This window comes from Comamonas terrae, assembly GCF_001544075.1.
Lineage (GTDB): Bacteria > Pseudomonadota > Gammaproteobacteria > Burkholderiales > Burkholderiaceae_C > Comamonas > Comamonas terrae.
Genome location: NZ_BCNT01000001.1, coordinates 444,764 through 469,575 on the forward strand (window position 1 = coordinate 444,764; position 24,812 = coordinate 469,575).

A 24,812-nucleotide genomic window follows, 5' to 3' on the forward strand; every position below is an offset into this window, starting at 1 on the left:
CAGCGTAGCCGCTTGCGCGCAATGCGCGCAACCGGCTCGCCACAAAACTGTCTTTGTATCAGGCCTTGGCCGCGATGTCCTTGGAGAGCAGTTCGATAAACGCATCAACCGACATCACACCGAGGTCTTTGTTACCCCGGGCGCGCACTGCAACCGCACCAGCTGCCTTTTCCTTGTCGCCTGCAACCAGGATATACGGCAGCTTCTGCATCGAATGCTCACGTATTTTATACGTAATCTTTTCGTTGCGCAGATCGGTCACCACCCTAAGGCTTTGATTAGGCAATGCTTTTTGCAGCTTTTGCGCCACTTCCTGGGCATAGTCGGCCTGGGCGTCGGTGATGTTGAGCACGGCCGCCTGCACGGGTGCCAGCCAGGCGGGCAAGGCACCCGAGTGGTGTTCGATCAGGATACCGATGAAGCGCTCCAGCGAACCCAGGATGGCGCGGTGCAGCATGATGGGACGGTGGCGTTCGCCGTCTTCGCCCACGAATTCGGCATCGAGCCGCTCGGGCAGATTGGGGTCCACCTGGATGGTGCCGCACTGCCATTCGCGGCCCAGCGCATCCTTGAGCGTGTACTCGATCTTGGGGCCGTAGAAGGCACCTTCGCCGGGCAGGTATTCGAACTCGCAGCCCGAGGCGCGCAGGCCTTCGGCCAGCGCATTCTCGGCCTTGTCCCAGGCCTCGTCGCTGCCGATGCGCTTTTCGGGGCGGGTGGACAGGCGGTACAGGATGTCGGTGAAGCCGAAGTCCGCATAGACCTTCTGCAGCAGCGAGGTGAAGGCCGTCACCTCCGCCTGGATCTGGTCTTCGGTGCAGAAGATATGGCCGTCGTCCTGCGTGAAGGCGCGCACGCGCATGATGCCGTGCAGCGAACCGGTGGGCTCGTTGCGGTGGCAGTTGCCGAACTCGCCGAAGCGCAGAGGCAGGTCGCGGTAGCTCTTGATGCCTTGCTTGAAGATGATGATGTGGCCCGGGCAATTCATCGGCTTCAGGGCATATTCACGCTTTTCCGATTCGGTCGTGAACATGTTCTCGCGGTACTTGTCCCAGTGGCCGGTCTTCTCCCACAGGCCCTTGTCCAGGATCTGCGGCGCCTTGACTTCCTGATAGCCGTTGTCCTGATAGACGCGGCGCATGTACTGCTCGACCTGCTGCCAGATGGCCCAGCCCTTGGGATGCCAGAACACGGTGCCGGGCGAGTGCTCGTCGATGTGGAACAGATCCAGCTCGCGGCCCAGCTTGCGGTGGTCGCGCTTCTCGGCCTCTTCGAGCATGGTCAGGTACTGCTGCAGCTCGTCCTTGCTGGCCCAGGCCGTGCCGTAGATGCGCTGCAGCATCTCGTTGCGGTGGTCGCCGCGCCAGTAGGCACCGGCCACCTTCATGAGCTTGAAGTGCTTGAGCTTGCCGGTGCTGGGCACGTGCGGGCCGCGGCACAGGTCCTCGAAGCTGCCTTCGCGGTACAGGCTCACATCCTCGTTGCTCGGAATGCTGGCGATGATCTCGGCCTTGTAGTTCTCGCCCAGGCTCTTGAAGTAGGCCACGGCTTCGTCGCGCGGCAGCACGCGGCGCACCACGGGTTCGTCCTTGGCGGCCAGTTCCGACATGCGCTTTTCGATGGCAGCCAGGTCTTCGGGCGTGAAGGGGCGCTTGTATGAGAAATCGTAGTAGAAGCCGTTCTCGATCACGGGGCCGATGGTGACCTGCGCGTCGGGGAACAGCTCCTTGACCGCATAGGCCAGCAGGTGGGCGGTGGAGTGGCGGATCACATCCAGGCCGTCGGCATCCTTGGCCGTCACGATGGACAGCGGCATGTCGCGATCGATCACAAAGCTGGTGTCCACCACCTTGGCTTCGTCGCCGGTGCCGACCTTGCCGGCCAGAGCGGCCTTCGCAAGGCCTGCGCCAATCGATGCGGCGACTTCGGCCACGGAAACCGGACCGGGATATTCGCGCTTGGAACCGTCGGGAAGAGTGATTTGGACCATGTCTTTCAATCTCGCGTCATGGGACGCGCCTGTAGAAAACAAAATGCGCGGACTGGCCGCGCAAACTCGTGAATGGAATCGGATTGTGTAAACGGCCGCGCCTGCAAGGGTGCGCGGACCAGCACCTCAGGCGGTCGGGATGGCTCCCGTCAAGCTCTGCGTTCGCGGTGTCATAACCTAGGTGCCTTTCGTCCCTGTGTCTGCGCCAAGCCGGCAAAGCAGGCGATTGCCGATCGCCACTGCTTCCTGGATTGGCAGGTGAATTTCGAGATTTTAACGCGCGTTGCAGATTTGTTGCGGCTTGCGGACTTTTGTCGTCACAGCGCCCTACCTGGCCTTGCGTATCGCCTTCGGTTGCCCGCGCACATCCGGTGGCATGAGTGCCACATAGCGCTCGTCGGTCAGCGTGCGCAGGAATGCCACCAGGTCCTCCATCTCGGCATCGGTCAGCGCCTCTGGGCTGCCCGGCTTGCGGTTGAGCGGAGGCGAATTGACATTCACGTTGTCGTGGAACTCCGGCGCTATATCGTCGAATGATCCGCCCTTGCCGAACCAGCGCGCGGGATCGGTGCCGCGCGTGTTGTAGAACTCCATCACCTCGCGCAGCGAATTCAGCGCGCCGTTGTGCATGAAGCTCTGGCGGATGGCCACATTGCGCAGGCCCGGCGTGCGCACATAGCCGCACCACTGCTCGGGCTCGGGCCACTGCAGCTTCCTCGCGGTCTGGCACAGGCCGTGATCGAAATGCCGCGGATTGCGGTTTTCGGTCAGCCGCTTGTTGCGCGGCGCCGCCAGTGCCTCGTAGCCGAAATCCGTGAACAGCGAGCGCTCCGGGCGCGAAGCGGTTTCGGACACGGCATGGCATGAAGCACAGTTGCCCTTGTCCGGATTCTTGAACAATGCAAGACCGCGCAATTCCGCTGCATCCAGCATTCCTTGGCCGCGGATGAAGCGGTCGAACTTCGACGTGAACGGCGACAGCTCATCGGACTGCAGATAGGCCTGCAGCGAGGCACCCAGCGCCTCAAACAGCTTCTGCGGATCGCTCTTCACCTTCTCGCCGAACCGCGGCACGAGCATCTGGACGACGCCATTGCGCCGCAGGTGGGCGAGCAGGTCTGCCGCGCTGCGGTTGTTCATCTCGCGCGGGTTGAGCAGCGGCGCACTCACCTGCTCGGCCAGCGAGTCGCTGCCCGCATCCGCCATCAGGCCACCGAAGAAGGACGGCACGAGGGCGTCGTCGTCCTGATAGAAATACCGGCGCGGCACATAGCGCGCATACATTAGCGAAGGCGCGGCGCGCTGGCCGAACTGCCCTGCCCGGCTGCCCCGAGCCGTTCCCGGGCTTGTCTCGCCATGGCGCAATCCGCGCCGCAGGTCCGGACCGAATGCACGCGCCGGATCATGGCAGCTGGCACAGGAGGTACCCTGCGGCTGCGACAGGCGCGTGTCATGGAACAGCTGCCGCCCCAGCGCGACCAGTTGCGGATCGGGCGAGAACCTGGCCTGCGTGGGGTCGTAGCGCTGGGCGACCTGCGGTGTGGCTGCGATCATCGCCACCACTTTCACGCCAGCTCCGGGAGCAAGCCAGACCTGCGTTTCAGGCACGCGCTGCGCCTGCGCGAAGGCACAAAGCGCCGCCAGCGCAATGGCGGCGCACCATTTCAACAACAACCGGCCGGACATCAGGGCGTCAGGAAGCCGGTCTTGTCGCAGCCCAGCGCATAGCCTTCCTGCAGGCACGTGGCCAGCAGCTTGCCGTCGGCCGTGTAGGCCTTGAAGCTCCAGCCGGTCGAAGGCTTGGCGCGATGCTCCATCAGCAGGAAGCCGAAGCTCGCATGGTGCGAGATGTGGTCGATGATGGCGCCCGGTGCCGGCACCACATCCGCACCCAGCGGGTCGGGCAGCGCCACGTCGAGGTTGTCGCCTGCCGTGCCGCTCACGATCGTCGCGGTCTGCCCGCTCTTGAAACTGATGGCCTGGAAGTCATGCACGTGGCCGTGCAACGCCAGGTTCACACCCGGCGGGTAGTAGGCCTGGGCATAAAGGCTGGTCATCACGGACTGCATGAACGGATTCGCCTGCGCGGGCTTGGCGCCAGCGATCGGTGCGAATGCAAGAATCGGGTGATGGTTGGTGAAGATGCTGTTGGCCACGCCGCCCTTGGCAGCCAGGGCCGCAACCTGCTGGAACTGCTTCTGATAGATGGCGAACTGCGTGTCTTCCGGCTTGAGCGCAGCCTTGCCGTTCTTGGCCGAATCGAAAACGATGAACTGCGAGTCGCTGCCCAGCTTCACGGCGTAGGGGTCGCTGTAGTTGGCCGTCGCATCGTTCATCGCAAGGTCGCAGGACCGCGCGCTGCTGAACGGCTGCGGATCAAGAAAGCGGAACCAGCCCTGACCGGCGCGCGCGCACTCCTCGTGGTTGCCGCGCACCATGACCCACGGCGCCTTGGCCAGCAGCTTGGCCGCTGGCTTGAACAGATCGGCCTGCCAGGTATCCCAGCCATAGCCCCAGGGGCTGTTCCTGCAGCCCGCCACATCGGACGGACAGGCATTCTCGCGGTAGTGGTAGTCCCCCACGTGCAGCACCAGGTCGGGATTGAAGGAGGCAGCGGCATTTGCCACTTTCTCGAACGGCCAGGCATTCGCATCGCTGCAGGCCTGCCATGCGTTGTCGGCTTTCTTCAGGCGGCAGCCGCTGTCGCCCAGCACGACGATGCGCTGCGGATCAGCCTTGGGCAAGGGCAGCGGCTGGCCGGCAACACTCACGGCCTGCGCCTTCGCAGGCAGGGTCTGCTCGCATACGCTGACCGGGAAAACCGAAGGCTTGGAATCGTCGGGGGCACTGGCCGTGGGCCGCTGTGCCGGGCTGCCGGGCGCCACGCGCAGCGCCATGCGCGAGACATTGCCATCCACCGAAATCTGCGGGCAGGCGGCTTGCGCACCATCGGCCGCGGGCGGCACGTAGCTGGTGATCACGCGCGCAATGGCTTCGTTTTGGGTGCCGACCAGGACAAAGGCCGACTGGATGTAGTCCGGGCGGCTGGCTTCGTCGGGCTCCGAGCCCCCGCAACCGTGCAGGGCCAGCAAAGCAGTGGCAGAGACCAGCGTGAATCCGCCAAGGCAAATCGTGCGTTGTTGTTGGTTCATTGAATGTTCCGTGAAGCTTGGGCTTCAGCTCTCTTTTCTGAAGCCCACGGAGCTTAGGAACAGTTCATGACGCGCTGGTGACGGCGGCGCCACCGCACCGCGGCCACACGGCATTGGCCGATGCCGGAAATGGCAAGGCCACGGAAATCCGTGGCCTTGCCGCACTGTTCACGAGGCGCCATTGAGCGCCTCATGCCCGTCCTCAATGGAACTGTTCTTCCTCGGTCGAACCGGTCAGCGCCTTCACGCTGGACGAGCCGCCCTGGATCACGGTGGTCACGTCGTCGAAGTAGCCTGCGCCCACTTCCTGCTGGTGCGACACGAAGGTATAGCCTTGCTCGCGGGCGGCGAACTCGGGCTCCTGGATCATCTCCACGTAGTGCTTCATGCCTTCGCCGCGGGCATAGGCGTGGGCGAACTTGAAGGTGTTGTACCAGTTGCTGTGGATGCCGGCCAGCGTGATGAACTGGTACTTGTAGCCCAGCGCGGACAGGTCTTCCTGGAACGAGGCGATCTGGCTGTCGTTGAGGTTCTTCTTCCAGTTGAACGAGGGCGAGCAGTTGTAGCTCAGCAGCTTGCCGGGGCAGGCGGCATGCACGGCCTGGGCGAATTCGCGGGCAAAGCCGATGTCGGGCACGCCGGTCTCGCACCACACCAGGTCGGCATAGGGCGCATAGGCCACGCCGCGGCTGATCGCCTGCTCCAGGCCGTTCTTGACGCGGTAGAAGCCTTCCTGCGTACGCTCGCCGGTGAGGAAGGGCTTGTCGTTCGCATCATGGTCGCTGGTGATCAGGTTGGCCGCCTCGGCGTCGGTGCGGGCCAGCACGATGGTGGGCACGCCCATCACGTCGGCGGCGAAGCGCGCGGCGATCAGCTTCTCGACGGCCTCCTGCGTGGGCACCAGCACCTTACCGCCCATATGGCCGCACTTCTTCACGGCGGCCAGCTGGTCCTCGAAGTGCACGCCGGCAGCGCCTGCGGCAATCATGTTCTTCATCAGCTCGAAAGCGTTCAGCACGCCGCCGAAGCCGGCTTCCGCATCGGCCACGATGGGCAGGAAGTAGTCGATGAACTCCTTGTCGCCGGGGTTGATGCCGCGGCCCCACTGGATTTCGTCGGCGCGCTTGAAGGTGTTGTTGATGCGGCGCACCATGGTGGGCACCGAGTCATAGGCGTACAGCGACTGGTCGGGGTACATGGTTTCGCTGGTGTTGCCGTCGGCGGCCACCTGCCAGCCCGACAGGTACACGGCCTCCAGGCCCGCCTTGGCCTGCTGCATGGCCTGGCCGGCGGTGATGGCGCCGAAGGCATTCACATAGCCTTTCTTGGCACCGCCGTTCACCAGGTCCCACAGCTTCTCGGCACCGCGCTGGGCCAGTGTGTATTCGGGCTGCAGGCTGCCGCGCAGGCGCACCACGTCGGCGGCGCTGTAGCCGCGCTTGACGCTTTTCCAGCGAGGGTTCTGCGCCCAATCCTTTTCGAGGGCGGCGATTTGCTGTTCACGGCTCAGTTGCTGGTTCAGAGATTGCGGCATGTTGTGCTCCTGAAGTGTTGAAACAAGGTGACTTGGTGTTCGTCCTTGGGATCAAATTTAAGTGAAGCACGGCACCCGCTCAACTCTTATGTCTTATAAAAGACTAAAAATTTAAATTATTAAAATCAAATACTTGCAAATTAATTCCTCAATATGAAATCATTTTTCTCATATCGAGAAATTTTGATGCGTCGCAACATCTTCATATTTCATAATAAGAAATCGCATGCAGATTCTGTGAAATACCCGGCCCCTGCCCTCTGAAGGCCTGCCATGCAACTTCGATGCAGGCGCAAGGCCGGTACCGCGTGACGCCCGCATGGCGCAAAAAGGAATGCGCCGCCTTCCCGTTATGCTCTCTTGCCCTTTTGCCGCGTCCATTCTTCATGAATCCTCCAAGTCGCTTTCTTGCCTATTGCTGCCTGGCCCTGAGCATGTCCCTGGTCGGAAGCTATGTCGCCCTGTCCAAGCCGCTGGCCGCCGTCTTTCCCGTGGCGCTGCTGGCCTGGCTGCGCTTCGGCATAGGCGCCATCGCCATGCGGAGGTGGGTCAGGCGGCCGGCCGGCGAGGCACCGCTGTCCCGGCAGACAAAAGTGCTGCTGTTCCTGGAGTCGTTTTTCGGCAACTTTCTTTTCACGCTTTGCATGATCAGCGGCGTGAGCATGACCAGCGCGGTCACGGCCGGAGTGACCATGGCCGCCATTCCGGCCGTGGTGGCGCTTCTGAGCTGGCTTTTCCTGCGCGAAAGCGCGACGGCCAGAACCTGGTCCGCCATTGCGCTGGCCGTGCTGGGCATCGGCCTCAATGCCTGGAGCAAGGGCGATCAGGTGCAGCCGGCACCGGCTTCTGCGGGCGCCAATCCTGCGCTGGGCCAGTTGCTGCTGATTGCCGCCGTACTTTGCGAGGCAGCCTACGCGGTCATCGGCAAGAAGCTCACGGCCAGCGTCAGCCCCAAGCGCATCACGGCGCTGATCAATCTCTGGGGCTTCGCGCTGTCCACGCCTGGGGGCCTGTATCTGGCCTGGCAGTTCGAATTTACGCAGGTGGCCGCGCCCATCTGGGGTCTGCTGCTGTTCTACGCGCTGGCGGCCTGCGTGTGGACGGTATGGTTGTGGATGACGGGATTGCGCGTCATTGCGGCCTCCCAGGCCGGCATCTTCACCGTGCTGCTGCCCATCAGCGCCGCGCTGGTTGGCATGCTGGCCCTGGGCGAGCGCATCGGTCCCACCCAGTTCCTGGCCTTCGGCATTGCACTGGCCAGCGTGGCCATTGCCACCTGGCCCGTGCGCGGCAGGCGCTAAGCGCTTGCCTGCAGCAGATTGCGGGTGGCGACGACGACGCCATCCGCATCCGCATACAGCCATTCGCCGGGGCGCACCGGCACACCGCCGATGCTGACCGCCACATCGCACAAGCCCTGGTTCTGCTTGTGCGTGGGCATGGGATTCAACGCCAGCGCATACAGCCCCACAGGCGTGGCGCCTAGCTCGGCCACGTCGCGCACGCAGCCATAGACCAGCACGCCGGCCCAGCCGTTTCTGGCCGCAGAGGCTGCCACATTGCCTCCCACCAGAGCCCGCCGCAGCGAGCCACCACCATCCACCACCAGAACCCGGCCATGGCCGGGTTCTGCCAGCACCGTACGCACCAGGCTGTTGTCGTCCAGGCACTGTACCGTGCTCACGGGACCCGCAAAGCTCGCGTGGCCGCCATAGCTGCGAAAGATGGGCGGCAGCACGCGCAACGTGCCGCTGTCGTCGTTTACATGGCCATCGCACAGGTCGCAGGTGCTGAAGTGCAATGGCTGGACTGTGTTATCGCCGCCAGCCTGGCTCGCAGATGAATTCATTCATGCCTCCGTTTTCAATGGCCGCTAGTATGCCGCGCAGTCCCTGCAGGACCGATCCCGGCGCGGCGTGGTCTGCTGTCTCCGCCTGTCAGCACCCTGCGGGCAATGCCGCTTTGCAGGCAGGCCGGTTCCTACAAAGAGCATCTTTTTCACCACAGTCTCCCGTGTAAACCCCCAGAAAAGGCCTCGGAGCAACAAATCGAGGCAAAAAAACGAGGTTCTAGCTTGGAAGAGCGTTTTTTTGCCATTAGCATCAGCCTGCCAGTGGATAGCAGCCGTTTATCGCTGGTGAAGAATCCACTCCCAATTAGGAACAAGCAACATGGCAACTGCAAAGAAGGCAACTACTGCAACCGCGGCTCCTGCAAAGAAGCGCACTCCCAACGCAGCCTTCATGAAACCCCTGACCCCCAGCCCGGCCCTGGCTGCCGTGGTCGGCTCCGAGCCCCTGCCCCGCACGGAAATCATCAGCAAGCTGTGGGTCTACATCAAGGCCCACAAGCTGCAGGACGCTGCCAACAAGCGCATGATCAACGCCGATGCCAAGCTCAAGGAAGTGTTCGGCAAGCCCCAGGTTTCCATGTTCGAAATGGCTGGCCTGATCGGCAAGCACGTCAAGTAAGCACAGCGCACGCCGACGCAAAAAAGCCGACATGCAGTCGGCTTTTTTCATGTGGGGCGCCGCCAGCGCGTCAGTACACGTCCCGGCGATACCGTCCCTCATGGACCAGCGCCTGCACGCCGGTATCGCCCAGCACCAGTCTGAGCGCCCGGTCCACGCCCTGCCCCATGCCCTGCTGGCTGCCGCACACATAGATGGCCGCGCCGCGCTGTACCCAGGCCTTGAGCTGATCCTGCTGCTGAAGCAGGACATCCTGCACGTACCTGGCGCCATCGCCGTCGCGTGACCAGGCCTGGTCCAGCCTTTGGAGCCATCCCTCGCGCAGCCATTGGGCAAGCTGCTCGCCGCAGAACGCATCGTGCCGCGAATTGCGCTCGCCGAAGACCAGCCATTGGTCGCCTCGCCCCGCGCGCACGCGCGCCTTGAGATGACCGAGCAGGCCGGCCAGGCCCGAGCCGTTGCCGATCAGGATCAGCGGCCGCTCACGGTTTTCCCCCAGCCTGAAGCTGCTGTGCTGGCGTATCGCCAGCGCCAGGGAATCGCCCACCGCCATGCCTTCGCACAGCCAGCCCGAGGCCAGGCCGGGTATACCGTCGTCGCGCAGGCTCAGGCGCACCAGCATCTGCAGGCTGCCGTCTTCCACGATGGAGGCGATGGAGTAATCGCGCGGCCTGTCCGGATCGGCCGGCACCGCCAGCGATGCCAGATCGCCGGACTGCCATGCCGGCAGGCGGCCGGAAACAGGCTCCCACTCAAGCAGATACAGAGGCCCGCCCTGGCTGCCGGGGTTGAGCAGCGTGCGCCGCTTCAGGATGAACGGCTCGCTGGCCGGCGGCAGCAGCCACTCATCCTGTGCCGGCAAGGCTTCGGCGTCCTGCCCCAGCCACGCCTGCCGGAGTTCGTTGACCCGGCCTTGCCAGGCCTGCAATGCCGCGCGCTCCATGTTGTCCACGCAGATCAGGTCGCCCTCCGCGCCCTGTGCCAGCAGCCATTCATGCACCTGGATGCCGAAGCTGCAGAACTGGCGGTACTCGCGATCGCCCAGCGCCAATACCTGGCAGCGATGGCCGCTCAGATCCTGCGCGCCCGCCAGCAGTTTCTGGACGAAATGCAACGCATGGTCGGGCGCATCGCCCTCGCCCGTGGTCGAAAGCATCCACAGGCTGTGCGGATGGCTGCGCAATACCGCGCCATCCAGCCGGTCGACGGGCAGCAGAGTGACCCGAAAGCCGCTGCCCCCCAGCATCCTGGCCGCCGCACGCGCCAGGCCTTCGGCCTGCCCGGTCTGGCTGGCAAAGACCACCAGAACGGGCGGCCCCTGCACATGTCCCGCCAGTTCCTCGCTGTCATGCGTGAAGGCCAGGCGGCGCTGGCGCGCCATCCAGCCCGTGCGCAGGCACAGGGCCGCATACGCTGCCAGCAGCGCCGCGGCACCCGACACGCGCGCAGGCGTCAATACCCAATCCAAGCTCATGATCCGAAACAGGCCCTCCAGGCCGAAGAAATGAGCGGGCCGGCTGCAGCGCCCGCATTGCGCTTTGGCGCCGCATGCGCATGGAGCACCGCGGCAATCGCATGTTGCTCGGCAAACGCCAGCCCCTCTTCAGGGCCCAGCACGGTCAGCACCGTGGCCAGGGCATCGGCATGCATGCACTCGGAGTGGAACACGGTCACGCTGGCCAGGTCGTGCGCGACGGGGTATCCCGTGCGCGGGTCCAGCGTGTGCGAATAGCGCCGACCGTCCGCTTTGAAGTGATGCCAGTAGTCGCCCGAAGTGGCAAGCGCGCCGGTACGCAAGCCCACGACCAGCGGCGCATACCCGCGCGTGGCCTGGCCGCCGATCTGCACCTGCCAGGGCGTGCCGTCCGGCTTGCTGCCCCAGCCGCGCAGCTCGCCGCCGATCTCGAACAGACCGCTGGCCCAGCCGGCCTGCTGCAGGCGCTGCGCCACCCAGTCCACGGCAAAGCCCTTGGCGATGCCGCAGAAATCGAGTTCCACGCCGCCGGGCTGCAGCAAGGCCTGGCCGGGCAACCAGTTCAGGCGCGCATGGCCGGCCTGCGCCATGGCGGCGGCAATGGCCGCCGCTTGCGGCTTGATAGCAGCCGGCCTTTGCTCCGCCTGCGCCGCAGGCCCGAAACCCCATAAGGACACCAAGGCCCCCATGGTCGGATCCAGGGCTGCGCCGGACTTTCTCGCCCAATTCAGCGCCGCCTGCAGCACCTGCGTGAACTCGGGCGGCAGGTCGAGATAGGTCCCGGCCGCCGCACGGTTGTAGCGCGTGATCAGTGAATCCGGCTCCCAGTTGCTCATCTGGGCGATGACCTCGTCCAGCACGGCCTGCACCAGGGCCTGGACCCCGTCAAGCGGCAGATAGCCGGGATTGGGCAGGCGCAGCGACCAGGCGGTTCCCATCGTGTGGCCGGCCAGCCGGTGGATGCTGGAGTCCTGCTGCAGCTGCATGGCGGCCGGCCGCCAGCCGCCGGCGGAAAAGTCGGCGCCGGCCGTGCCCGCAGCCGTTTCCACGGCCACCCGGGGCAGCTTCCAGATATCGGCCGCATAGCGTATGCGCGGGGCTTGACTCATCTCGATTCCCAAAAAACCTGGCGCCCCGGACCAGGGGCGCCGAACGCAAGCCGCCGCACGCCATGGCGGCGGCTATGGATGGTCAAGGAAGCACTTCCAGGGTGGCCACATAGCCCAGATGGCGCTCCTTGGCCTGCGCCACGCTGGTCCTGTCGTCCTTGGCATCGGTGCTGAGCCAGAACAGGCCCGGGTGCGGGAACTTGACCTTGAGCACGCCCTGCGCATCGGTCCTGAGCTTGATGGCGTTCACGCCGTCGCGGTAGCGGATGCCGTCGGCCACCAGCTCCACTTCCAGGTCGGCGGCAGGCTTGCCGTCCAGCAGGAAGGCAAAGCGCGCTTCCTCGGTGCTGACCAGGTCGTTGGGATGGGTGATGGGCTTGAGCTCCAGGCCCTTGCCCGTGACGGCCAGCGCCGAAGGCTTGCCCACGGAGACGAAGGTCTCCATGCGACGCACGTTTTCGGTGATGCGCACATCCTGGGCGTCGGCCGGAATCTGCTTGAGGATGTCATCGACAGAGCCGCGCAGCCGGCGCATCTGGCCCTTGCCATCCTTGTAGCCGCCCATCACCCCGTTCATCAGCATGCTCACGCGGTAGGTGCCGGTCTTCTCGGGCTTGAAGTCGAACACGCTGCGCAGCTCGCCCTTGACGGCATTCTTCATCTCCACCGCGGCGCCATCGGGACCGGTCACATTCACATTGTCCAGCGCCAGGGGACGGTGGTTGAAGAAGAACACGTCGTTGGACACGGCGGCATCCACCGTCACCCACTCGGGACTGGACAGCACGGTGCTGGAAGGCTTGAACCACAGGTCATGCGCCTGGGCACCCAGCGCGGCCAAAGCCAGAGTTGCGGCAGCGATGGCACGGGTCTTGAATTTCATATCAGGTCCTCGGAACAGAAAGGGTTGTCAAAGGCTCTACGCCAGTGCGTGAGCCTGCAAACGGGGGGTGGCCCGGCAGAGGGCAAGGGCCCAAGCCGTCCGCGCAGTCCTTCTTCCGACAGAAGGGGGCACAGCCGCTCAGGCAGTGGTTTTTCAAGGCTTGATGTCGAGCTTGATCTGGCCCAGCTCCTTGCTGCCCTGGGCCGACAGGCTGGTGGCTTGCTTGGCTGGCCACTCGAAAGGCACGGACACCAGTTCGCGGCCGCCCACTTCGCGGGCGGCTTCCACCATCAGCTTGTACAGGCCGGGCGCCAGCCTGGGCAGCGGATTCCTGCCTTCGGAATAGCTCAGCGTGTGTGCGCCCACGGGCTGGGTGGCCTGGCTCACGCCATCCACGGGCATGGTCAGCTCGCGTCCCGTGCGGCGCCACCATTGGCGCATGTCCTTGAGCCACTTGGTGCCCTCCGCATCGCGCTTCTTGATGTCATACCAGACGGACAGGTTGGCGGCCACGCTGCCGTCGGCCTTTTCCAGCCAGACGGCGACATAGGGCTTGTGGTATTCGGCCACCTGCAGCTGCGGCACCGTCACCGTCACATCCATGCCGCCGGCGATCGCCGGCAGGCCCACCACGGCACTCAGCGCCACCGAAGTCTTGAAAATCCTTTTCGCCATTTTTTTCTTCCTTCACTAATTCCACTCAGTGCACCAGCAGCAACGCCAGCAGTGCTGGCAGCACCAGTCCCAGGCCCACCATGGGCCAGGTCAGCGGGCGGCGCCCGGAATGCATCTTCAGGATCAGCAGCCCCGTGATGCAGAACACCAGGCACCCCACCGCAAATACGTCGATGAACAGGCTCCACGCCCCGCCCGTGTTGCGGCCCTTGTGCAGATCGTTGACATACGAGATCCAGCCGCGGTCGGTCTTTTCGTATTCGACGGCGCCATCCTTCAGATCCACGCGCAGCCAGGCATCGCCGCCCGGGCGCGGCAGGGGCACATAGGCCTCCTCCTCGCTCCACTCCACGGCGCGATGGCTGGTGCTCACCTTCATCTGGGCGGCTATCCAGGCCTGCACCGAGGCAGGCAGCTCGCTGCCGCCCGTCGCGCCCGATGCCTTGGCGTCTTCTCCCGGTTCCTTTTGCTGCTCCTGCGCGCGCCGGAGTTCCTGCAGCAGGCTCTCGGGCAACTGCTGCTGCAGCGACTGCACGCTGGGCTTGCTCTCGATCTGTCCGGCATGGTTCAGCGTGATGCCGGTGAAAGCGAACACCAGCATGCCGATCAGGCAGATTGCCGAACTGATCCAGTGCCATTCATGGAGTTTTTTGAGCCAGTACGCCCGCTGGGGCGCGTTGGAGGAAGCCGCCGTCATTGAAAACCTTGCAAAAAGAATGCCGCCTGAGTCCCGGGGACCGGCACCGCGCGCCGGGCCGAGAAAACTGCGCCAGCCCCGACGCGCGCAACGATGCGCGGCGCTTCCCACCGGACGTCCGGACAGCCGGCGACGTAACCGCCCAAAAGCTGCGGACCTGATACCAGCCAAGTAGCTGCGCCACCGTCGGCAGGGGGGATTCTAGAGGTTTGCAAGCTAAATGCATCTCACTTTTATTTACTTTACCTTGTCGAAACAAAGGTCTGCGCGAGCGGCAGCAAGCCCTCCAGGCCGGCCCGATATCTGTTGCCCCAGGGACACAACCGGCGATTTTCATCCATTTTTTGCTAATGGAATCAAGAATTATTATCAATAGCAACTAGAATCCGCTCGCTGTTTGAGTCAACCCGTCTCCTTTTTTACAAGCATGTCGAAGAACAAATCCAACCCAATCGAAAGCAACGGTCCGCAGTTCGAATTGACGCAGATCGTGATGGCCGTCGGCCTGACCCTGATGGGCGCCAATGCCATGGCCCAGGAGGCCACCCTGTCCACCGTGCAGGTGGAGGCCGCCACTGACAATCCCTTCAAGCCCCAGACAGCGCCTCAGGGCAAGTTCACCGCGCCCCTGATCGACACGCCCAAGACGGTGCAGGTGATCAATGAGGAAATCATCAAGCAGACCGGCGCCACCAGCCTGCAGGAAGCCCTGAAATCCACACCCGGCATCACCTTCGGCAACAGCGAAGGCGGCAACCCCTCGGGCGACCAGCCCTTCATCCGCGGCATGGACGCACAGTCGAGCACCTTCGTGGACGGCATGCGCGACATCGCGGCCGGCACGCGCGAAGTGTTCAACGTGGAATCGGTGGAAGTGATCAAGGGTGCCGACTCGGCCTACGCCGGCCGCGGCGGCGCCGGCGGCTCCATCAACATCACCACCAAAAAGGCCAGGAACGAGAACTTCATCTCCGGCGACGTGGGCCTGGGCACCGACAACTACAAGCGCGCGACGCTGGACCTGAACCGGGTGCTGAGCGAAGGCGTGGGCTTTCGCCTGAACGCCATGGCGCACGATGCCGACGTTCCCGGCCGCAACGGCCCCGAGAACAAGCGCTGGGGCATCGCCCCCACCGTGACCTTCGGCATGGGCACACCCACCGAGGTCACGCTGTCCTGGCAGCATCTGCAGACGGACAACATTCCCGATGGCGGCGTGCCCTATCTGTACAGCAGCACCGCCATGGCCGGCCTGCCGGGCGGCAGCACCGTGCGCCCGACCTACGGCAACAACCGCGAAAACTGGTACGGCCTGTACAACCGCGACTACGAAAAGGAAAAGAGCGACCTGTTCACGGCCACGGTAGAGCACAAGTTCACCGACACCAACAAGATCCGCAACAGCCTGCGCTACAGCAAGACCCGGCAGGACTATGTCTGGACCCAGCCCGACGACAGCAAGGGCAACGTGCTCAACGGCTATGTGTGGCGCCGCGGCAATGCACGCTTGTCCGAAACCACCACGCTGCAGAACGTGACCGAGTTCACCGGCAAGGAACAGACCGGCTCCATCGGCCACAGCTATGCCTTCGGCATGGAGCTGTCCAAGGAGAAGGCCGATGTCCGCTCCACCGCCATCCAGAGCACCAACACCGCCTGCAACTCGGTTTCCGATCCCTGGTGCACCACGCTCAGCGACCCCAGCGGCGCCAATGCGGCATGGAGCTTCCCCTGGGCCCTGCCTGCGCAGTCCACGATCAACAAGATCGACACCGTCGCCCTGTATGGCTTCGACACGCTGAAGCTCAACGAGCAATGGCTGGTGAATGCAGGCCTGCGCGTGGACCACTACAAGCTCTCCGCATCCGGCCCGGCCGGCGGCCGCGGCGCCAGCGCCTATCCCGCCTATGACCTGAGCCGCAGCGACACGCTGTTCAACTACCAGCTGGGCGTGGTCTACAAGCCGGCTTCCAATGGCAGCATCTACGCCAGCATCGGCACCTCCTCGCGTCCGGGCGGCTCCACCCTGGGCAACGGCAGCGAAGACCTGACCACGACCACCGATGCCCTGGCCAATCTCAAGCCCGAGAAGACGCGCTCCTTCGAGCTGGGCACCAAGTGGGATCTGCTGGACAAGAACCTGGGCCTGACCGCCGCCATCTTCCGCAACAACGTGACCAATGTCCGCATCACCGATGCCACCGGCACCTACATGGGCGGCGACAAGGTGGTCAACGGCCTGGAGCTGGGCTTCACCGGCCGCATCCTGTCCAATCTGAGCGTCTTCGGCGGCTATACCTACATGGATAGCGAGCAGAAGAACATGGGTATCGGCAACGTGGCCAACGGCCGTCCGTTCATCAACACGCCCAAGCACAGCTTCAGCCTGTGGACCAGCTACAAGCCCATGGCAAGGCTGACCCTGGGCCTGGGCATCTACGCCCAGAGCAGCGTCAACCAGGGCTATGCAGTCTCCACCGTGGATGGCGGCATCGTGACCAAGGGCGCTGCCGGCTATGCCCGCTACGACGCCATGCTGGCCTACCAGATCAACAAGAACCTGGCCTTCCAGCTCAATGTCTACAACCTGGGCGACAAGGTTTACTACAGCGGCGTGCGCTCGCCCCATTACGCCAACATGGCCCCCGGCCGCTCGGCCGTGGCTTCGCTCAAGTTCACGTACTGAGCATGAGCCAGAGGCCTGCGCCCTTGATCCGGCGCAGGCCGGCCAGTCGGCCCCGCCGCCCTTCAGGGCCTGCGGGGCTTTTTTGCATGCAAACTTCACGTCCATGCTGCAAGGAGAATCCCGCCCATGATGCTACGAATACCTGCTTTGCTCACTGCCGAGGAAGTGCGCCAATGCCGCCAGGCACTGGAGGCCGCCAGCTGGCAGGACGGCCGTGCCACTGCGGGCCCCGTGGCCGCCCAGGTCAAGAGCAATCTGCAGCTGCCGCTGGACAGCCCGGTCGGCCAGCAGATCGGCAACCTGATCCTGGACCGGCTGGGGCGCAACCCGCTGTTCATGTCGGCCGCGCTGCCGCTCAAAGTGCTGCCGCCGCGCTTCAACCGCTACGAGGGGGGCGGCACCTACGGCAACCATATCGACAACGCCTTCTTCAACATCCCGGGCACGGCCATCAAGGTCCGCACCGACATCTCGACCACGGTATTTTTCAGCGATCCCGGCGAATACGAGGGCGGGGAGCTGGTGGTCGAGGACACCTACGGCCAGCAAAGCGTGAAGCTGCCCGCGGGCGATGCCATCGTCTACCCCGGCACCAGCCTGCACCATGTCAGGCCGGTGACGCGGGGCGTGCGCCTGGGCAGCTTCTTCTGGACGCAGAGCCTGATCAAGTCCGACGAGCAGCGCCGCCTGCTGTTCGACCTGGACCAGTCCATACAGCAGCTGGGCAGCGAATACCCCGGCCACAGCCGCATCGCCGCGCTTTCGGGGACCTATCACAATCTGCTGCGGATGTGGGCGGAGAGTTAGCCCTCTGCACGGATTTGCCGCTTTCCATGCAAGGGAATCGCCGCGGCGCGGCCGGCACAGCCCCTGCCTGCCATCTCTGGGCGGGGCATGCCTGCTTGGTTGCCGCGCCACCACTTTGATCATGATCGAAAACGCACTGCGATGAATTCCATCCCTCTCAACACTCTGGGCACGCCGGTGGAGCCGCCGTTGCAGCGCATTCCCGCGGGTATCGCCAGCCTGGCCGACTATGCCCGGCAGGCCCAGAAGCACATCGAAGCCCATGCCTGGGCGCATATCGAAAGCGGCGCCGAGCAGGGCCTGACGCTGGCGCGCAACCGGGCGGCGCTGGAGCGGCTTTTGCTGCTGCCCGAGCCGCTGGCCGACCTGTCCCGAGCCAGCACCGCGCAGATGCTGCTGGGCCAGCGCCTGGAATGGCCGGTGCTGCTGGCGCCCGTAGCCTACCAGCGCCTGGCCCATCCGGAGGGCGAGCTGGCCGGCGCGCGTGCCGCCATGGCCATGCGCACCGCCATGGTGGTCAGCACCCTGTCCAGCTATTCCCTGGAGGACATTGCCCAGGCGGCCTGCGGCGCAGCGGCGGAACTGGGGCGGCGCGCGCCACTGTGGTTCCAGCTCTACAGCCAGCCCGAGCGGCAGCACACGCTGGCGCTGGTGCGGCGCGCCGAAGCGGCGGGCTACCAGGCGCTGATGTGGACGGTGGACGCCAGCATCAAGCGCTCCAGCTATCCGCTGCCCGCCGGCGTGGAAGCGGCCAACCTGCGCGGCATGCCCCAGGCGCGGCAGACCAGTGATCTGATGAGCGAGCACATCTTGTTCGGCACGCCGCTGGCCGCACAGGCGCCAGGCTGGGACGAGCTGCAATGGCTGCGCGGCCAGACGCAGCTGCCGCTGATCGTCAAGGGCATTCTGTCGCCGCGCGCGGCGCGCCGGGCCCTGGAGCTGGGGGCCGATGCGCTGGTGGTCTCCAACCATGGCGGCCGCGTCTTGGACTCTGCTGTCTCCCCTGTCGAGGTGCTGGCCGACATCCGCACGGCCATGGGCCCCGATATACCACTGCTGCTGGACAGCGGCATACGCCAGGGCACGGATGTCTTCAAGGCCCTGGCCCTGGGCGCCAATGCCGTCATGATCGGCCGGCCCCAGTTCCACGGCCTGGCCGTGGCCGGCATGCTGGGCATGGCCCATATGCTGCATGCGCTGCGCGCCGAGTTCGAGCTGGCGATGGCGCAGATGGGCTGCGCCCGCCTCGATGAGATAAGCGCCGACAGCCTCAGGCGCACGGCCTAGGCACGCCCCCGCGGGCCCGCACGCTCATGCTCTTCTATCCGGAGCGGCCCGAGCAGATGCCATGTGGCCTTGTCGGCTTTGCAAGCCAAATCCCCTGAAGTTCTTGTGGCTGCACTGCAAATGCGATGGATTCTCATTTATAATCCCGCTATCGCATCAATAGCCAGCCACAACTGCTTGTAGCCATGATCGTCTGTGTTTGCCGCCGGGTTTCGGACCGAGAGATAGCACGCCACGCGCATGCGGGCATGAGCTTCGACGAAATCCAGTTCGAGTTGGGAGTTGCCACGCAATGCGGCCGCTGCGAAAGCTGTGCACGCGATGTAGTGGCCCAGTGCTGCGCCAGCCACCCTGTTGCAGCCATCCACAACGAAGCGCATCACGAGGCGTCCCCGGGTCTGCAGACGATTCAGCTTGCCGACAACATCCTGGAAAGCAAAGCATGGCCCTCACCTTCCTGTCCGCAGTCCTTGGCAGCCTGATTCTCGTCATGGTTTGCGCCTGGTGGATCTTCCGGGACTGATGCACACTTTCATACCTGTGTCGTGACCGGTCCCGAACTTATCCGCCGCCCCGCTGTCCAGCGCCCCTGTTTCCTGTGACCGGCCCCGCCGGCCCGCGCTGACAGCCCCGCCTTCTTATGTCCCAGTCTGATCGTTTTACTCCCGCCGGCGGCACCAGCCGCAACATGGCGTTGGCCGGTGTGGTGGTGGCTGCGCATGCGGCCGCCCTGTGGGCCATGCAGCACGGCTTCGCCCAGCCACATCCTCCGGAAGTCATTGTTCCCGCCGAAGTGATCGCCGAGTTCGTCGCGCCGCCCGCCCCCGAACCCAAGCCGCCCGCACCGCCGCCGCCCAAGCCCCCGGCTCCGGCCCCCAAGCCGCAGCCCAGGCCCAAGCCGGTGGAGAAGAAGGCCGCGCTGCCCAAGGCCATTGCCGATCCCACGCCGTCGCCCACGGCCCCCCGGGGCGCCATCGACGATGCGCCGCAGGAAAAGACGCCGCCGGCTCCGCCCGCGCCAGCCACGCCTCCCGCTCCGCCCGCGCCCCCGGCCCCGCCGGCTGCGCCCAAGATGGAGCTGCCCTCGAGCAACGCCGCCTATCTGAACAACCCCTCGCCCGCCTACCCCTCCGTGAGCAAGCGCATGGGCGAACAGGGCAAGGTTTTCCTGCGCGTCTACATCAACGAGCAGGGCCAGCCCGAGAAGATCGAAATCAAGCAGTCCAGCGGTTACGACCGGCTCGACGAAGCCGCCCTCAATACCGTGCGCCAATGGAAATTCGTGCCGGGCAAGCGCAACGGCGTGCCCGAGGCCATGTGGCACATCGTCCCCATCAACTTCGTTCTCAAATAAACCAAGCAGTTCTCAGGAGTACCCATGGAATCCCAATTCGGCATTGCCCACGTCTGGACGCAGGGTGACTTCGTCACCCGCACCGTGGCCATCATCTTGCTGGCCATGTCGGTGGCCTCGTGGCTGGTCATTCTCATCAAGGCCCTGGACATCGTGAAGTTCAAGAAGTACGCCAAGAGCGCCCAGGACTTCTGGCACAGCCCCGACCTGGCCTCCGGCATGGACAAGCTCGGCGACGACAAGGCCAATCCCTTCCGCCATGTGGTGCTCGAAGGCCGCGAAGCCACGGCCCACCACCGCAAGACCAGCGCCCATCTGCACGACACGCTGGACATCAGCGACTGGGTGACCCGCTGCCTGCGCAACGGCATCAACGAATTCACGGCCCGCCTGCAGTCGGGCCTGGCCATTCTGGCCTCCGTGGGCTCCACCGCCCCCTTCATCGGCCTGTTCGGCACGGTCTGGGGCATCTACCACGCGCTGGTGGCCATCGGCGTGTCGGGCCAGTCCAGCATCGACAAGGTGGCCGGCCCCATCGGCGAGGCGCTGATCATGACGGCCCTGGGCTTGGCCGTGGCCATTCCCGCCGTGCTCGGCTACAACGCCCTGGTGCGCGGCAACAAGAGCATTCTCAATGCCCTCAACAGCTTTGCCCACGACGTGCACGCCTACTTCGTGACCGGCGCCCGCGTGGCCGTGGACGGCCAGATCTCGGGCAATGTGCTGCCCCTGAAGAAAGGCGCATAAGCCATGGCATTCGGAACCCTGGACGAAGACAGCGGCGACGAGGTGATGAACGAGATCAACATGACGCCTCTGGTGGACGTCATGCTGGTGCTGCTCATCATCTTCATCATCACCGTGCCCGTCATGAAGCACTCGGTCAACGTGGATCTGCCGCGCGCCAGCAACCAGCCCGAGGACATCAAGCCCGCCACCGTGCGCCTGGCCATCGGCGCCGACGGCAAGTACTTCTGGAACGGCGAGTCCATCAGCGACGAACAGCTGGAGGCCAACCTCAAGACCGAAGCCGCCAAGGACCCGCAGCCCGATCTGCACATCCAGGGCGACAAGGAAGTGCGCTACGAGCGCGTGGCCCAGGCCATGGCCACGGCCCAGCGCGCCGGCGTGCGCAAGATCGGCTTCGTGACCGACCCCGTGGCTGCCAAGTAGGCGGAGCGAACGCAGGCCTTCAGGCCCGCCCTTGAGCAACGGCCCTTCGGGGCCGTTTGCTTTTGCAGGGCCCGGTCCTGCTATGCAAATGCAAGCATCCACCGCCTGCCTTTCCTGGTTTTCATGGCTCTATCGCTACGGAGTGCAGATATATCCTGCGCTTGCAGCTTTTCTTTCAATAGCAGCCTCGCCGGCTTGCCGGTTTTCCCGCGGCCACCCGGCTTCGCGGCCCCTCTCCGCCTCCCGTGCGCCACAAACCCGTAATGAGAACAGGTATCACTTGCCTTTTAATTGAGAATTGTTATCATTCGCGAAACTGATTTCTCAAAGGATTCTTCTGCATGTCTGCATCCATTGCCGGGACCTCACAGCCAACCCCACGCACTTCGGCCATGGCAGCCACCAGCCCGACCGGCGCTGCCGCGGGCGCCCTCCCCGCAGCCGGCACCGCCGGCGTGGACAGCGCCCTGCTGCTCAACGGCCAGAAAGCCGTGACCATCGTGCACAACGGAACGCCCTACCGCCTGCAGGCCACCAAGCTCGGCAAGCTGATCCTGACCAAGTAAACATCCTGCTGCCGCCAAAAGAAAACCCCTGCACAGCTTGCGCTGGCAGGGGTTTTGTCTTGCACCCGCTCCGGCCTGTCCGGAAGGCCGGATCGGTGCGGATTACAGGCCCAGGGCGGCGATGCCGGCGCTGGCCACTTGCGCGTCCTCGTTGGCCTTCACGCCGGAGACGCCCACGGCACCCAGGCACTGGCCGTCCTTGATGATGGCAACGCCGCCTTCGAGCAGGCCGTCCACGGTGGGAGCGCTCAGGAAGGCGGTGCGGCCGTTGTTGATCATGTCCTCATAGCCCTTGGTGTCGCGGCGGCCCAGGGCGGCCGAGCGTGCCTTGGCAGGCGCGATGTGGGCCGAGATGGCGGCGGCGCCGTCCAGGCGCTGCAGCCACAGCAGATGGCCGCCGTCGTCCACGATGGAAATCGTCACGGGCCACTTGTTCTTCAGCGCCTCGGCTTCCGCGGCCGCTGCAATGGCTTTCACATCGGCCAGTTCGAGTTCATGCTTGGTCTTCATCAGTAAAAGGCTCCGTTGGATTGTCAATGCGCCGAGCATAGTAGCTGGCTTGCGCACGAATTAGATGTCATGTGCAAAACATTCCATCCCAAAACTGCCGCTTTCCACCGGGGTATTGAAAGGTGCGTACAGGCCCCCACCTAGAATGTTACTGTTTCAATCCACAATTCCTGAAGGAGGAACGGCCACATGAATGATCAAGTCACCACACTGGGCTCTGGCTACGGTGTCTCGCAGCAAGAGCGCAACCGGGTACTGCGCAACACCTACTGGCTGCTGGCACTCAGCCTGCTGCCCACGGTGCTGGGCGCTTGGCTGGGCGTGGCCACGGGCATCACCCGCTCGCTGACGGGCGGCCTGGGCCTGATCGTCTTCATGGTCGGCGCCTTCGGCTTCATGTTCGCCATCGAGAAGACCAAGCATTCGGCCGCGGGCGTCCCCGTGCTGCTGGGCTTCACCTTCTTCATGGGCCTGATGCTGTCGCGCCTGATCGGCATGGTGCTGGGCTTTTCCAACGGCGCCTCGCTGATCATGACGGCCTTCATGGGCACGGCCGGCGTGTTCTTCGTGATGGCCATGCTGGCCACCGTCATCAAGCGCGACCTGTCGGGCATGGGCAAGTTCCTGTTCGTCGGCGCCCTGGTGCTGATGCTGGGCGCCGTCATCAATGTGTTCGTGGGCTCCACCGCGGGCATGATGGCGATCTCCATGCTGGCCATTGGCATCTTCTCGGCCTACATGCTGTACGACCTCAAGCAGATCATCGACGGCGGCGAGACCAACTACATCAGCGCCACGCTGGCCCTGTACCTGGACCTGTTCAACGTGTTCCAGAGCCTGCTGGCCCTGCTGGGCATCATGGGTGGAGAGCGCGACTGAGCCCCGGCCGATGCCGACAAAAAGGCCCCGGAATCCGGGGCCTTTTTTCATCGCCGGGCCGCCCCAAGATGAAAAGCGCCCCCTTGGGGGGCAGCGACCACACAAAGTGAGTGGGCGCGGGGGCCATTTTTCTTGGCCGGATTTTTTTGCGCGCCGGGCTCAACTTCCGCCGCCGCCAGCCGATACTCCAGACAAGATGAAGCCACACCACCTGCCCCGAACCCTTGCCATCTTGCTGCTGCCCGCCGTGCTGGCCGGCTGCAAGATCGAAGATGTGCCAGGCCTTGGCCCCGATCCGCGCACCGTGGCGCGCGAGGCCGAAGCCAAGGCCGTTGGCGGCGCCTGCCGCCACGCCATGCGCGGCCTGGAGGACTGCTACGTGCTCAATCCCAAGGCGCCCAAGGCCCTGGTGTTCGCCGGCTGGAAGGACATGGACGAGTACATGCGCGCCAACAAGATCGAGGGCGTGCCCTCGGTGCTGAGCCAGACGGCGCCCGACACCCGACGCCAGGACGCCGAAGCGGCGCCCCAGTCGGCGAACCGCAGCCGCAGCTAGCGCGTCAGCCTTTGCGGTGTTCAAGCCGTGGTGCCTTCCGGCCCACGGCTTTTTGCTTTTCGGCTTCCGCCTGGCCGCCCGGCGGGCGGGACAAGGCATCCTTCTGAGCGCGTCGCCCCAACGATCGCGGACCGGCACAAATCAGTTCTGCCGAGATGGATTTTCAAATAGAAATAATTCTCATTTATAGTTCTTCCTGAAGGCAGAGCACCGCTCTGCATGCCCTTTTTTGCCGGCCCTGGGCAGGCTGCCCTGCAAGGACAAGACCACGTGCCATACGACGACATCGATCCACGGGCGCTCGAACACAATGCCTTGCTGCACTTCTACGCCAAGATGCAGCGGCGTTGCACCGGGCAGATGCAGGCCCAGATGCGGGAAATCGAGCGCCTGCAGGCTCTGGTCGTGCGCCTGCGCGGCCAGCTCATTGCCGGGGAAAGCACATTGGCCTGGGAACGCGAAAACCGGCTGACGCTGGCCTCTGCGCTGGCAGTCCGGGCCTTGCGCCCGATGCTGGCCGTGTCCGGGCAGCCGCCGCACGCGAGGCCTACCCTGCGGCCCGGCCCCGGCGGTGAAGCGCCGCCGGCTGCGGACGCCATGCCCGCCGCCGATGACCCGCAATTGCTGGAAAACAGCCTGCGCGCGGCCGATCTCGTGATCTGCCAGAGCGGCTGCATCAGCGCCGGCGCCTACTGGCGTGTGGAAGATCACTGCAAGCGCACGGGCAAGGCCTGCGTGCTGGTGGCGCAGCCCGATGCCCTGCGCATTGTCCGCGTCCATCGCGCCGGCCCGGACGGACAGGTGGTGGCAACACCGGCCTGCATCGGAGACCTTCCATGATGCGCCCCGCCTCGCCTGAGCAGGGGCAAGCAGCCCGGCCCTCCCGCCTCTGCCGGTTCAGGACCTGGCTGGGCCTGGCCATCTCGGCCGCAGGCCTTTTCGCGCTGTGCGACATGGCCTGGAACGGCAGCAAGGCCCTGGCGTTCTGAGGTGCGCCCCGGCCGGCGCT

25 protein-coding genes are annotated in these 24,812 nt (G+C 64.6%); 14 read left to right on the forward strand and 11 right to left on the reverse strand.

What is annotated here, in order from left to right; genetic code table 11:
* Window positions 1-58: 58 nt before the first annotated feature.
* From thrS to aceA, 4 genes are all read right to left on the reverse strand, one after another.
* Window positions 59-1,990 carry a threonine--tRNA ligase gene (gene thrS / locus Cte04_RS01995; protein WP_066470868.1) on the reverse strand — a complete coding sequence of 644 codons (1,932 nt, stop codon included), beginning with the start codon at window positions 1,988-1,990 and terminating at the stop codon, window positions 59-61.
* Between the two features lie 327 nt (window positions 1,991-2,317).
* On the reverse strand, window positions 2,318-3,544 hold the full coding sequence (locus Cte04_RS02000) for a cytochrome-c peroxidase (protein WP_066471866.1): 1,227 nt from the start codon (window positions 3,542-3,544) through the stop codon (window positions 2,318-2,320).
* 131 nt (window positions 3,545-3,675) lie between these two features.
* Window positions 3,676-5,142, reverse strand: coding sequence for a metallophosphoesterase (locus tag Cte04_RS02005; RefSeq protein ID WP_083526447.1), 1,467 nt, complete (start codon window positions 5,140-5,142; stop codon window positions 3,676-3,678).
* Between the two features lie 202 nt (window positions 5,143-5,344).
* The gene (gene aceA / locus Cte04_RS02010) at window positions 5,345-6,676 is read right to left on the reverse strand and encodes an isocitrate lyase (protein WP_066470870.1); all 1,332 of its coding nucleotides are present in this window, start codon (window positions 6,674-6,676) and stop codon (window positions 5,345-5,347) included.
* 386 nt (window positions 6,677-7,062) lie between these two features.
* Here aceA and Cte04_RS02015 point away from each other — a divergent pair, with 386 nt between their 5' ends.
* Window positions 7,063-7,977: a DMT family transporter gene (locus Cte04_RS02015; protein WP_066470878.1), complete on the forward strand. Its 915-nt coding sequence runs from the start codon at window positions 7,063-7,065 to the stop codon at window positions 7,975-7,977.
* On the opposite strand, the gene rraA is transcribed toward Cte04_RS02015, so the two are convergent.
* Window positions 7,974-8,525 carry a ribonuclease E activity regulator RraA gene (rraA, locus tag Cte04_RS02020; RefSeq protein ID WP_066470889.1) on the reverse strand — a complete coding sequence of 184 codons (552 nt, stop codon included), beginning with the start codon at window positions 8,523-8,525 and terminating at the stop codon, window positions 7,974-7,976. The two genes, Cte04_RS02015 and rraA, sit on opposite strands and share 4 nt — an antisense overlap.
* 322 nt (window positions 8,526-8,847) lie before the next feature.
* On the opposite strand from rraA, the gene Cte04_RS02025 reads away from it, so the two are divergent.
* Complete coding sequence (locus Cte04_RS02025) at window positions 8,848-9,147, forward strand: SWIB/MDM2 domain-containing protein (protein ID WP_066470891.1); 300 nt, start codon at window positions 8,848-8,850, stop codon at window positions 9,145-9,147.
* A gap of 70 nt (window positions 9,148-9,217) precedes the next feature.
* On the opposite strand, the gene Cte04_RS02030 is transcribed toward Cte04_RS02025, so the two are convergent.
* The 5 genes from Cte04_RS02030 to Cte04_RS02050 form a co-directional block, all read right to left on the reverse strand.
* Window positions 9,218-10,621: a sulfite reductase subunit alpha gene (locus tag Cte04_RS02030; RefSeq protein ID WP_066470898.1), complete on the reverse strand. Its 1,404-nt coding sequence runs from the start codon at window positions 10,619-10,621 to the stop codon at window positions 9,218-9,220.
* Entirely contained in the window at window positions 10,618-11,730 is a 1,113-nt protein-coding gene (locus tag Cte04_RS02035) for an FAD:protein FMN transferase (RefSeq protein WP_174522872.1), read from the reverse strand. The genes Cte04_RS02030 and Cte04_RS02035 overlap by 4 nt, the downstream gene beginning before the upstream one ends.
* 82 nt (window positions 11,731-11,812) lie before the next feature.
* The gene (locus Cte04_RS02040) at window positions 11,813-12,613 is read right to left on the reverse strand and encodes a DUF4198 domain-containing protein (protein ID WP_066470902.1); all 801 of its coding nucleotides are present in this window, start codon (window positions 12,611-12,613) and stop codon (window positions 11,813-11,815) included.
* A 153-nt stretch (window positions 12,614-12,766) separates the two neighbouring features.
* Entirely contained in the window at window positions 12,767-13,288 is a 522-nt protein-coding gene (locus Cte04_RS02045) for a DUF2271 domain-containing protein (protein WP_066470907.1), read from the reverse strand.
* Between the two features lie 25 nt (window positions 13,289-13,313).
* A complete protein-coding gene (locus Cte04_RS02050; RefSeq protein WP_066470911.1) occupies window positions 13,314-13,985 on the reverse strand; it encodes a PepSY-associated TM helix domain-containing protein in 672 nt (223 codons plus the stop codon).
* A gap of 493 nt (window positions 13,986-14,478) precedes the next feature.
* Between Cte04_RS02050 and Cte04_RS02055 the strand changes: the two genes are divergently transcribed.
* The 8 genes from Cte04_RS02055 (at window position 14,479) to Cte04_RS02090 (ending at window position 21,858) form a co-directional block, all read left to right on the forward strand.
* Entirely contained in the window at window positions 14,479-16,671 is a 2,193-nt protein-coding gene (locus Cte04_RS02055; RefSeq protein WP_370671017.1) for a TonB-dependent receptor, read from the forward strand.
* A 126-nt stretch (window positions 16,672-16,797) separates the two neighbouring features.
* The gene (locus Cte04_RS02060; protein WP_066470917.1) at window positions 16,798-17,478 is read left to right on the forward strand and encodes a Fe2+-dependent dioxygenase; all 681 of its coding nucleotides are present in this window, start codon (window positions 16,798-16,800) and stop codon (window positions 17,476-17,478) included.
* Between the two features lie 141 nt (window positions 17,479-17,619).
* Window positions 17,620-18,765: an alpha-hydroxy acid oxidase gene (locus tag Cte04_RS02065; RefSeq protein WP_066470926.1), complete on the forward strand. Its 1,146-nt coding sequence runs from the start codon at window positions 17,620-17,622 to the stop codon at window positions 18,763-18,765.
* Between the two features lie 185 nt (window positions 18,766-18,950).
* Window positions 18,951-19,247, forward strand: a complete 297-nt coding sequence (locus Cte04_RS02070) for a (2Fe-2S)-binding protein (protein ID WP_083526448.1) — start codon at window positions 18,951-18,953, stop codon at window positions 19,245-19,247.
* 158 nt (window positions 19,248-19,405) lie between these two features.
* Window positions 19,406-20,119, forward strand: a complete 714-nt coding sequence (locus Cte04_RS02075; RefSeq protein ID WP_066470930.1) for an energy transducer TonB — start codon at window positions 19,406-19,408, stop codon at window positions 20,117-20,119.
* 24 nt (window positions 20,120-20,143) lie between these two features.
* Complete coding sequence (locus Cte04_RS02080; protein ID WP_066470933.1) at window positions 20,144-20,866, forward strand: MotA/TolQ/ExbB proton channel family protein; 723 nt, start codon at window positions 20,144-20,146, stop codon at window positions 20,864-20,866.
* A 3-nt stretch (window positions 20,867-20,869) separates the two neighbouring features.
* On the forward strand, window positions 20,870-21,292 hold the full coding sequence (locus tag Cte04_RS02085) for an ExbD/TolR family protein (RefSeq protein ID WP_066470936.1): 423 nt from the start codon (window positions 20,870-20,872) through the stop codon (window positions 21,290-21,292).
* A 341-nt stretch (window positions 21,293-21,633) separates the two neighbouring features.
* Complete coding sequence (locus Cte04_RS02090; RefSeq protein WP_066470939.1) at window positions 21,634-21,858, forward strand: hemin uptake protein HemP; 225 nt, start codon at window positions 21,634-21,636, stop codon at window positions 21,856-21,858.
* A 102-nt stretch (window positions 21,859-21,960) separates the two neighbouring features.
* On the opposite strand, the gene Cte04_RS02095 is transcribed toward Cte04_RS02090, so the two are convergent.
* Window positions 21,961-22,368, reverse strand: coding sequence for a GlcG/HbpS family heme-binding protein (locus Cte04_RS02095; RefSeq protein ID WP_066470944.1), 408 nt, complete (start codon window positions 22,366-22,368; stop codon window positions 21,961-21,963).
* 189 nt (window positions 22,369-22,557) lie between these two features.
* On the opposite strand from Cte04_RS02095, the gene Cte04_RS02100 reads away from it, so the two are divergent.
* The 4 genes from Cte04_RS02100 to Cte04_RS02115 all read left to right on the forward strand — a co-directional run bounded on the left by Cte04_RS02100 (window position 22,558) and on the right by Cte04_RS02115 (window position 24,792).
* Entirely contained in the window at window positions 22,558-23,247 is a 690-nt protein-coding gene (locus Cte04_RS02100; RefSeq protein ID WP_066470952.1) for a Bax inhibitor-1/YccA family protein, read from the forward strand.
* A gap of 196 nt (window positions 23,248-23,443) precedes the next feature.
* Window positions 23,444-23,803, forward strand: a complete 360-nt coding sequence (locus Cte04_RS02105; RefSeq protein WP_066470954.1) for a hypothetical protein — start codon at window positions 23,444-23,446, stop codon at window positions 23,801-23,803.
* Between the two features lie 270 nt (window positions 23,804-24,073).
* A complete protein-coding gene (locus Cte04_RS02110) occupies window positions 24,074-24,643 on the forward strand; it encodes a DUF2325 domain-containing protein (RefSeq protein WP_245633255.1) in 570 nt (189 codons plus the stop codon).
* Window positions 24,640-24,792, forward strand: coding sequence for a hypothetical protein (locus Cte04_RS02115; RefSeq protein ID WP_157081787.1), 153 nt, complete (start codon window positions 24,640-24,642; stop codon window positions 24,790-24,792). Before Cte04_RS02110 ends, Cte04_RS02115 begins: the two co-directional genes overlap by 4 nt.
* Window positions 24,793-24,812 lie beyond the last annotated feature (20 nt).

What these genes read in the sequence shown, in the direction of transcription:
- Cte04_RS02060 (WP_066470917.1), top strand. Translation starts at nt 16,798, where the DNA reads ATGATGCTACGAATACCTGCTTTGCTCACTGCCGAGGAAGTGCGCCAA.
- Cte04_RS02045 (WP_066470907.1), bottom strand. Translation starts at nt 13,288, where the DNA reads ATGGCGAAAAGGATTTTCAAGACTTCGGTGGCGCTGAGTGCCGTGGTG.
- Cte04_RS02105 (WP_066470954.1), top strand. Translation starts at nt 23,444, where the DNA reads ATGAAGCCACACCACCTGCCCCGAACCCTTGCCATCTTGCTGCTGCCC.
- Cte04_RS02025 (WP_066470891.1), top strand. Translation starts at nt 8,848, where the DNA reads ATGGCAACTGCAAAGAAGGCAACTACTGCAACCGCGGCTCCTGCAAAG.
- Cte04_RS02115 (WP_157081787.1), top strand. Translation starts at nt 24,640, where the DNA reads ATGATGCGCCCCGCCTCGCCTGAGCAGGGGCAAGCAGCCCGGCCCTCC.
- Cte04_RS02000 (WP_066471866.1), bottom strand. Translation starts at nt 3,544, where the DNA reads ATGATCGCAGCCACACCGCAGGTCGCCCAGCGCTACGACCCCACGCAG.
- Cte04_RS02055 (WP_370671017.1), top strand. Translation starts at nt 14,479, where the DNA reads ATGGCCGTCGGCCTGACCCTGATGGGCGCCAATGCCATGGCCCAGGAG.
- Cte04_RS02005 (WP_083526447.1), bottom strand. Translation starts at nt 5,142, where the DNA reads ATGAACCAACAACAACGCACGATTTGCCTTGGCGGATTCACGCTGGTC.
- thrS (WP_066470868.1), bottom strand. Translation starts at nt 1,990, where the DNA reads ATGGTCCAAATCACTCTTCCCGACGGTTCCAAGCGCGAATATCCCGGT.
- Cte04_RS02070 (WP_083526448.1), top strand. Translation starts at nt 18,951, where the DNA reads ATGATCGTCTGTGTTTGCCGCCGGGTTTCGGACCGAGAGATAGCACGC.
- Cte04_RS02030 (WP_066470898.1), bottom strand. Translation starts at nt 10,621, where the DNA reads ATGAGCTTGGATTGGGTATTGACGCCTGCGCGCGTGTCGGGTGCCGCG.
- Cte04_RS02065 (WP_066470926.1), top strand. Translation starts at nt 17,620, where the DNA reads ATGAATTCCATCCCTCTCAACACTCTGGGCACGCCGGTGGAGCCGCCG.
- Cte04_RS02050 (WP_066470911.1), bottom strand. Translation starts at nt 13,985, where the DNA reads ATGACGGCGGCTTCCTCCAACGCGCCCCAGCGGGCGTACTGGCTCAAA.
- Cte04_RS02095 (WP_066470944.1), bottom strand. Translation starts at nt 22,368, where the DNA reads ATGAAGACCAAGCATGAACTCGAACTGGCCGATGTGAAAGCCATTGCA.
- Cte04_RS02040 (WP_066470902.1), bottom strand. Translation starts at nt 12,613, where the DNA reads ATGAAATTCAAGACCCGTGCCATCGCTGCCGCAACTCTGGCTTTGGCC.
- Cte04_RS02080 (WP_066470933.1), top strand. Translation starts at nt 20,144, where the DNA reads ATGGAATCCCAATTCGGCATTGCCCACGTCTGGACGCAGGGTGACTTC.
- rraA (WP_066470889.1), bottom strand. Translation starts at nt 8,525, where the DNA reads ATGAATTCATCTGCGAGCCAGGCTGGCGGCGATAACACAGTCCAGCCA.
- Cte04_RS02090 (WP_066470939.1), top strand. Translation starts at nt 21,634, where the DNA reads ATGTCTGCATCCATTGCCGGGACCTCACAGCCAACCCCACGCACTTCG.
- Cte04_RS02075 (WP_066470930.1), top strand. Translation starts at nt 19,406, where the DNA reads ATGTCCCAGTCTGATCGTTTTACTCCCGCCGGCGGCACCAGCCGCAAC.
- Cte04_RS02015 (WP_066470878.1), top strand. Translation starts at nt 7,063, where the DNA reads ATGAATCCTCCAAGTCGCTTTCTTGCCTATTGCTGCCTGGCCCTGAGC.
- Cte04_RS02085 (WP_066470936.1), top strand. Translation starts at nt 20,870, where the DNA reads ATGGCATTCGGAACCCTGGACGAAGACAGCGGCGACGAGGTGATGAAC.
- Cte04_RS02100 (WP_066470952.1), top strand. Translation starts at nt 22,558, where the DNA reads ATGAATGATCAAGTCACCACACTGGGCTCTGGCTACGGTGTCTCGCAG.
- Cte04_RS02035 (WP_174522872.1), bottom strand. Translation starts at nt 11,730, where the DNA reads ATGAGTCAAGCCCCGCGCATACGCTATGCGGCCGATATCTGGAAGCTG.
- aceA (WP_066470870.1), bottom strand. Translation starts at nt 6,676, where the DNA reads ATGCCGCAATCTCTGAACCAGCAACTGAGCCGTGAACAGCAAATCGCC.